This is a genomic window from Variovorax sp. 20P10.2.4, from assembly GCF_058244205.1.
Genome location: NZ_JBZAYE010000413.1, coordinates 1 through 6730, shown reverse-complemented (window position 1 = coordinate 6730; position 6730 = coordinate 1). Strand labels below are relative to the sequence as shown.

Genomic DNA, 6730 nt, shown 5'->3' with positions numbered 1-6730 from the left:
TGGTTCAGCGTGAGCGGAAACACGCCGTCGCCCTGCTGCAGCGCGAGCGCCGCGCCGAGCGCGATCGTCGCGTGGCCGCAGAACGGCACTTCGGACTGGGGCGCGAAGTAGCGCACGCGCCAGCCGTCGCCGGTGCGCGCGGCGAAGGCGGTTTCGGAGAAGCCCACGTCGGCGGCGATGCGCTGCATCTGCGCCTCGGGCGGCAGGGCCTCGGCGATGACGACGCCGGCGGGATTGCCGCCTTGCTCGCCATCCGAGAAGGCCGCGATCTTCAGGACATTCATGGGGACCTCTTCAGCGCGGCACGGGCCGGTCGAGGAACAGCAGGCGCACCGCGAGCGCCAGCATCACGGTGGCGAGCAGGCCGCGCTGGAATTTCTCGGCGCCGGGGCGACGCTGCAGCCAGCGGCCGACCTGTCCGCTGCAGGCGCCCAGCAGGGTGTTGAAGCCCAGCGCGGCCAGCGACAGCACGATGCCGAGCTGCACGAGTTGCAGCGGCACGCTGCCGCGCGCGGGATCGACGAACTGGGGCAGGAACACCATGAAGAACAGCAGCGCCTTCGGATTGACCAGGTTGTTCAGCAGGGCCATGCGCACGATGCGGCCGAAGTCGGCCGGCCGCGCCTGCGCGCCGAGCCGCAGGCCGCCGCCGCTGCGCAGCGCCTGCACGGCGAGCCACAGCAGGTACAGCGCGCCGGCATAGCGCAGCAGGTCGAAGGACGGCGGCCAGGCGGCCACCAGCGCGGTCACGCCGGTGGCGGCGAACAGCGTGTGCACCAGGTCGGCGGCCGAGATCCCGAGCGCCGCCGCGAAGCCGCCGCGCGGGCCATGGGCCACGCCGTGCGAGAGCACGAAAGCCATGTTCGGGCCCGGCGACAGGAACAGCGCCAGCACCGCGAGCAGGAACAGCGAGAGGGTTGCGAGGCCGATCAAGGGAGGCTCCGGTGGCTGTGCGCGCTCAGATCTGGGCGGCCGCGAGCTGCTTGTCGCCGGCCAGCGCGAGCTCCTCGCGCACCGTCTGCGCCAGCGCGGCGATCGCGGTGTCGATCTCCTCGACGCTCGCGGTCACGAACGACAGCCGCAGCGTGCGCGCGTCGCCTTCGCCGGCATAGAAGGGCGCGCCCGGCACGAAGGCCACGTTGCGCTCGACCGCCTTGGGCAGCAGGGTCACGGTGTCGATGCCCTCGGGCAGTCGCGCCCACAGGAACATGCCGCCCTTGGGCGCGTTGAACTTCACGTCCAGGCCGGCCATCTCGCGCGTGAGCGCGGCGCTCATCGCATCGCGCTGGCGCTTGTAGAGCGCGCGGATGGTGGGCACGTGGCGCTCGAGGAAGTTGTCCTTCATCACGGCCGACACCATGCGCTGCGTGAAGATCGGCGTGTGCAGGTCGACCGCCTGCTTGGCCTGCAGCAGCTTCGGGTAGATGGACTTGGGCGCCACCAGGAAGCCCAGGCGCAGGCCCGGCGCCAGCACCTTCGAGAACGAGCCCAGGTAGATGACGCCCTCGGGGTTGCGCGCGGCCAGCGGCGGCGGCGGGGCTTCGTCGAACCAGAGCTCGCCGTAGGGGTTGTCCTCGACGATCGGCAGGCCGGCCGCGGCGGCGGCGGCCGACACGGCGGCGCGCCGTTCCTCGGTCATGGTGCGGCCGGTGGGGTTCTGGAAGTTGGGCAGCAGGTAGATGAAGCGCGCGTCCTTGGCCTTGGCGACCAGGTCTTCGACGATCACGCCGTCGTCGTCGCTGGCCACGCCCACGGGGTTGGGTTCCATCGGGCCGAAGGCCTGCAGCGCGCCGAGGTAGGTCGGCGTCTCGACCAGCACCTTGCTGCCCGGATCGATCAGCACCTTGGCGACCAGGTCGAGGCCCTGCTGCGAGCCGGTGGTGATCAGCACCTGCGAGGGATCGACGTTCCACGGCAGCATGTCGGCCACGGCCTGGCGCAGCGGCGCGAAGCCCTCGCTGGCGGCGTACTGCAGCGCGGCCTGGCCGTCGTTGTGCAGCACCTCGGCGCAGGCGTCGGCGAAGGCCTGGATCGGGAAGGTCTTGGGCGAGGGCAGGCCGCCGGCCAGGCTGATGATGCCGGGGCGCTCGGTGACCTTGAGGATTTCACGCAGCACCGACGGGTTCATCTTGGCGGCGCGGGCGGCGAGTTTCCAGTTCATGGGAGTCTTCTTTCTGACGGTGAGGGGCGATGCGAACGAACGGGGTGCGGATGCGAGGGTAAGACGGCGGGCGGGTTCAGTCCACGGCGCCGACGGGCCCGCGAATGGCGGGGGCGGCCGGTGCCGACGGCTGCGACAGCCGCTTGCCGACCACCACCGTGGCCACCACCGCGGCCGCGAAGCCCAGCGTGACCACGTCGAGCGGTTCGCCGAGCAGCGGGATCGACACCAGGATCGAGAGGAAGGGCTGCAGCAGCTGCGTCTGGCTCACGCGCAGCGCGCCGCCGAGGGCCAGGCCGCGGTACCAGGCGAAGAAGCCGATCCACATCGAGAACATGCCGACGTAGACGAAGCCCAGCCAGGAGGCGGTGGCGATCGGCTGCGTGGGCCACAGCACGAGCGTCGCCGGCAGGGTGACCGGCAGCGCCATCACGCAGACCCAGCAGATCACGCGCTCGGCACCGAGCGCGGGCGTGACCTGCGCGCCGTAGATGTAGCCGAAGGAGGCGGCGATCACGGCGCCGACCAGCAGCAGGTCGGCCCATTCGAAGCCGAAACCGTGACCGTTCTGGCTCGCGCGCACCAGCGAGAACACCACCACCAGCAGGCTGCCCGCGATGGCGCAGAGCCAGAAGCCGAGCCGCGCGCGCTGGTGCAGCACCCAGGCCGCGACCGCGGCCGTGACCAGCGGCAGCAGCGCCGTCACCACCGCCGCATGGCTGGCCGTGACCACGCGCAGCGCATAGGCCAGCAGCAGCGGAAAACCGATGCAGTTGCCGAGCACCGCGATACCCAGCGGCTTCCACTGGTGGGGCGCCGGCCGCGGCGAGCGCGTGACCAGCAGGAACACGGCCGACAGCAGGCCCGCGAGCGCGGCCCGGCCGAGCGTGACGAACCACGGCGAAAGCTGCGGCTGCGCCTGCGTGCCGGTGGCCAGCCGCGTCATCGGCAGCGTGACCGCGAACAGCGCCACGCCGATCACGCCGAGCCACATGCCGAGGGTTTCGTCCTTGATCTTCATGGCGGCCCTAGACGCGCAGCATCCACCAGGCGGTGAGCACCAGCACGGCGGCCATCGCGCGGTTGAACCAGGCCAGGCGCTGGCCCTTCGACAGCCAGTCGCGCAGCAGTGCGCCGGCCAGCGCATAGGTGAAGTTGCTCGCGAAGGCGTAGACCAGCATCACCGGCGCGACGATCGCGAAGCGGTGCAGCGGCTCGGCCTGGCCCGCGATCCAGCCGGCGACCAGCGTGAGCGCGAGCAGCCAGGCCTTGATGTTGAGGAACTGCAGCATCACGCCCTGCACGAAGCCGACCGACAGGTTGGCGTCGTCGGCGCGGCCCAGCGTGGTGCTGGTGCCGAGCTTGAACGCGAGGTAGAGCAGGTAGGCGATGCCCAGCGCCTTGATCGCCCAGCGCAGCGCGGGCGCCGCCATCACCAGCGCGCCCAGGCCGGCCGCGCACAGCGCGAGCAGCAGCGTCCAGCCCACGGGCACCGCGACCACGAAGCGCATCGCGCGCGGCAGGCCGCCGTTGGCCGCGAGGGTGGTCGACAGCGTGGTGTTCGGGCCCGGCGAGAAGCTCATCGCCGTGGCCAGCACCAGCAGCGCGGTGAATTCTTGCCAGTTCATGACACACACTCTAAACTTTGGACCATTACAGTTCCAGTACAGATGGCCGTACACACAGTCAATCTGTATCGGCCTTGCGTACAACACAGATCGAACGTCGATGCTGACACGAACCTCGTCCCAGTCGCTGACCGCCCAGTTGGCCGATCGCCTGGCAGAACGCATCCGCAACCGCCTGCTGCTGCCGGGCGCGCGCCTGCCCTCGGTGCGCGAATGCGCGCGCCAGCAGGGCGTGAGCCCCTACACCGTGGTGGCCGCCTACGACCAGCTGCTGGCGCTCGGGCTGGTGGAGGCGCGGCGCCAGCGCGGCTTCTTCGTGCGCGATTCGGGCCGCGATCCGGCGCGCGACCCTGCCCAGCCGCCCGGCGACCCGCTGCAGGTCAGCGCGCTGTCGATGGTCACGCAGATGATGGCCTCGCGCACGCCGGCCGACGCCAGCTCGCTGATCCGCAGCATGTTCCACCGCCCGAGCGACAAGCCGCAGCCCGGCATGGGCGTGTTCCCGCCCGACTGGCTCGATTCCTCGTTCATGCCGACGGCGGTGCGGCGCATGACCAGCACCGCGATGCTGCAGGAGCTGTCGCTGCAGTACGGCGAGCCCGCGGGCGACGCGGCGCTGCGGCGCAGCCTGTCGCAGAAGCTGGTGGGCATCAACGTGCCGGCCGCGCCCGACCAGATCGTGACCACCATCGGCGCCACCCATGCGCTGGACATCGTGAGCCGCACCATGCTGCGCGCCGGCGATCCGGTGATGGTCGAGGAGCCCGGCTGGGCGCTCGAGTTCGCGCGGCTCGAGGCGCTGGGCATGCGCATCCTGCCGGTGCCGCGCCGCGCCGACGGGCCCGACCTCGACGTGATGGCGCAGTACTGCGCGCTGCACAGCCCGAAGCTGTTCGTCAGCGTGAGCGTGCTGCACAACCCGACCGGCTACAGCCTGTCGCCCAACAGCGCGCACCGCGTGCTCAAGCTGGCCAACGAGCACGACTTCCACATCGTCGAGGACGACACCTACAGCCACCTCGCGCCCGAGCACGCCACGCGGCTCAGCGCGCTCGACGGGCTGCAGCGCACCATCTACGTCAGCGGTTTCGCGAAGATCCTCGCGCCCAACTGGCGCATCGGCTTCCTGGCTGCCTCGCCCGCGCTCAAGGAGCGGCTGCTCGAGACCAAGCTGCTCGCCACCCTGACCTCGCCCGCGCTGTTCGAGCGGGCGCTCTCGTGGTGCATCGACCAGGGGCAACTGCGGCGCCACGCCGAGCGCGTGCGCATCCGCCTCGAGGGCGCCCGCGCGCGCGCCGCCAAGCTGGTGCTGGCGCACGGCTGCACCTTCGCGTCCGAGCCCGCGGGGCTGTTCGGCTGGGTCGACACCGGCGTCGACACCGACATGCTGACCCAGCGCATGCTCGACCAGGGCTACCTGCTGGCGCCGGGCTCGCTGTTCCATGCGCGCCGGCCGCCCACCACGCTGATGCGCATCAACTTCGCGAGCTCGCAGGACGCGAGCTTCTGGAAGGTCTTCGCCAAGACGCGCGACGAGCTCTGATCCGGGGCGGGGCGGGCCCTGCCTTGGAGTAAGCTGGCAGCACAACACCCGCCAGACCGGAGACCTGCCGCATGAACAAAGCCAGCCAACCCTTCGATTTCAGCCAGTTCGTACCCGGCTTCGACTTCCTCAAGAACCTCGCGGCCGGCGCGAGCGGCGCCGGTTCCGTGCCCGGCATCCCGAGCCTGGCGAGCTGGGTGGCGCCCACCATGAGCGTGGAGGAGGTCGACAAGCGCATCCAGGAACTCAAGACGGTGCAGTACTGGCTCGAGCAGAACGGCCATGCGCTCAAGGCCACGATCCAGGCGCTCGAGGTGCAGAAGATGACGCTGTCCACCCTGCGCGGCATGAACGTGCGCATGGAGGACCTCGCGGGCGCGTTCACCCGGCAGGCGAATGCGGCGGCCGCGGCGGTCAGCCCGGCGCCGGCAGCCCCGCCGGCCGCAGCGCCCGAACCCGAGGTCGAGTTCGAGGACGAAGAGGAACTCGACGAGGAGGAGGAAGAAGAGGAAGAGGCACCGCCGCCGCGCCGCAAGGCCAGGCCGACCGCCAAGGCCTCGGCCAAATCCGCCGCGGGCGATGCCGCCGGCGGCGCGGTCGACCCGCTCAAGTGGTGGGGTTCGCTGACCGAACAGTTCCAGCAGATCGCGAGCACCGCGCTGCAGGACGCGGCCCAGCTCAAGATGCCGGCCGTGACCCAGCCGCTGGCCGACGCCGTCGGCAAGGCCATGGGAACCGCGAGCGCCTCGCGCAAGTCCACCCCCCGCAAGGCCTCCACGGCCGCCAAGCGACCGGCGGCCAAGAAGCCGGCCGCGGCGCCCGCGGCCCGCAAGCGAACGGGCGGCCGACGCTGAGCCGCCTTGTCCTGAACATCGAACGAAGCAGGTTGGCACGATGAAGTTGTTTCCCTCCGGTCACGCCACCCATCCGCAATGGCGCATGGCGGCCGGCCTCGTGCTGGCCCAGCTGCGCGCGCAGATGGCGTTGCCCGACTACGCCTTGGCACCCACCCTCGGGCTGCTCTACATCACCGACCACTATGCGGTCGACGCGCGGGAGATCCTCGACCACCTGAGCGCCGAGCTGCCCGAGGTGACCGACTGGGCCGGCACCGTCGGCGTCGGCGTGTCGGCCAACAATGCCGAGTACTTCGACGAGCCCGGCCTGAGCCTGATGCTCTGCGCCCTGCCGAGCGACCAGTACCGCGTGTTCTCGGGCGTGGCGCCGCTCGCCAGTTCCGAGATGAGCGGCTTCGAGGCCCACACGGCGCTGGTGCATGCCGATCCCGCCACCCCCGACCTGACCGAGCTCATCGGCGAGATGGCCGGGCGCACCGACACCGGCTACCTGTTCGGCGGCCTCTCCTCGGGCCGCGGCGGCGCGCTGCAGTTCGCGGTC

The 6730-nt window shown here is 71.0% G+C and carries 8 protein-coding genes; 3 read left to right on the top strand and 5 right to left on the bottom strand.

Annotated elements, in window-relative coordinates; all coding sequences use genetic code 11:
- The 5 genes from AC27VN_RS28735 to AC27VN_RS28715 form a co-directional block, all read right to left on the bottom strand.
- On the bottom strand, positions 1–284 hold a 284-nt coding region (locus tag AC27VN_RS28735), incomplete at its 3' end, for a PhzF family phenazine biosynthesis isomerase (protein WP_490878739.1).
- Between the two features lie 10 nt (positions 285–294).
- Complete coding sequence (locus tag AC27VN_RS28730) at positions 295–933, bottom strand: LysE family translocator (RefSeq protein WP_490878738.1); 639 nt, start codon at positions 931–933, stop codon at positions 295–297.
- Positions 934–958: 25 nt separating this feature from the next.
- Positions 959–2161 carry an aminotransferase-like domain-containing protein gene (locus tag AC27VN_RS28725; RefSeq protein ID WP_261214937.1) on the bottom strand — a complete coding sequence of 401 codons (1203 nt, stop codon included), beginning with the start codon at positions 2159–2161 and terminating at the stop codon, positions 959–961.
- A gap of 76 nt (positions 2162–2237) precedes the next feature.
- A complete protein-coding gene (locus tag AC27VN_RS28720; protein ID WP_490878737.1) occupies positions 2238–3182 on the bottom strand; it encodes a DMT family transporter in 945 nt (314 codons plus the stop codon).
- Between the two features lie 7 nt (positions 3183–3189).
- Positions 3190–3789 carry a LysE family translocator gene (locus tag AC27VN_RS28715; protein ID WP_490878736.1) on the bottom strand — a complete coding sequence of 200 codons (600 nt, stop codon included), beginning with the start codon at positions 3787–3789 and terminating at the stop codon, positions 3190–3192.
- A 100-nt stretch (positions 3790–3889) separates the two neighbouring features.
- On the opposite strand from AC27VN_RS28715, the gene AC27VN_RS28710 reads away from it, so the two are divergent.
- The 3 genes from AC27VN_RS28710 to AC27VN_RS28700 form a co-directional block, all read left to right on the top strand.
- The gene (locus AC27VN_RS28710) at positions 3890–5332 is read left to right on the top strand and encodes an aminotransferase-like domain-containing protein (RefSeq protein WP_490878735.1); all 1443 of its coding nucleotides are present in this window, start codon (positions 3890–3892) and stop codon (positions 5330–5332) included.
- A gap of 71 nt (positions 5333–5403) precedes the next feature.
- Positions 5404–6186 (top strand): PhaM family polyhydroxyalkanoate granule multifunctional regulatory protein, encoded by a 783-nt coding sequence (locus AC27VN_RS28705; protein ID WP_490878734.1) that lies wholly within the window; start codon positions 5404–5406, stop codon positions 6184–6186.
- Positions 6187–6226: 40 nt separating this feature from the next.
- On the top strand, positions 6227–6730 hold a 504-nt coding region (locus AC27VN_RS28700), incomplete at its 3' end, for an FIST domain-containing protein (RefSeq protein WP_490878733.1).

Coding starts and splice junctions, on each gene's coding strand:
- AC27VN_RS28705 (WP_490878734.1), top strand. CDS start 5,404: ATGAACAAAGCCAGCCAACCCTTCGATTTCAGCCAGTTCGTACCCGGC.
- AC27VN_RS28720 (WP_490878737.1), bottom strand. CDS start 3,182: ATGAAGATCAAGGACGAAACCCTCGGCATGTGGCTCGGCGTGATCGGC.
- AC27VN_RS28725 (WP_261214937.1), bottom strand. CDS start 2,161: ATGAACTGGAAACTCGCCGCCCGCGCCGCCAAGATGAACCCGTCGGTG.
- AC27VN_RS28715 (WP_490878736.1), bottom strand. CDS start 3,789: ATGAACTGGCAAGAATTCACCGCGCTGCTGGTGCTGGCCACGGCGATG.
- AC27VN_RS28710 (WP_490878735.1), top strand. CDS start 3,890: ATGCTGACACGAACCTCGTCCCAGTCGCTGACCGCCCAGTTGGCCGAT.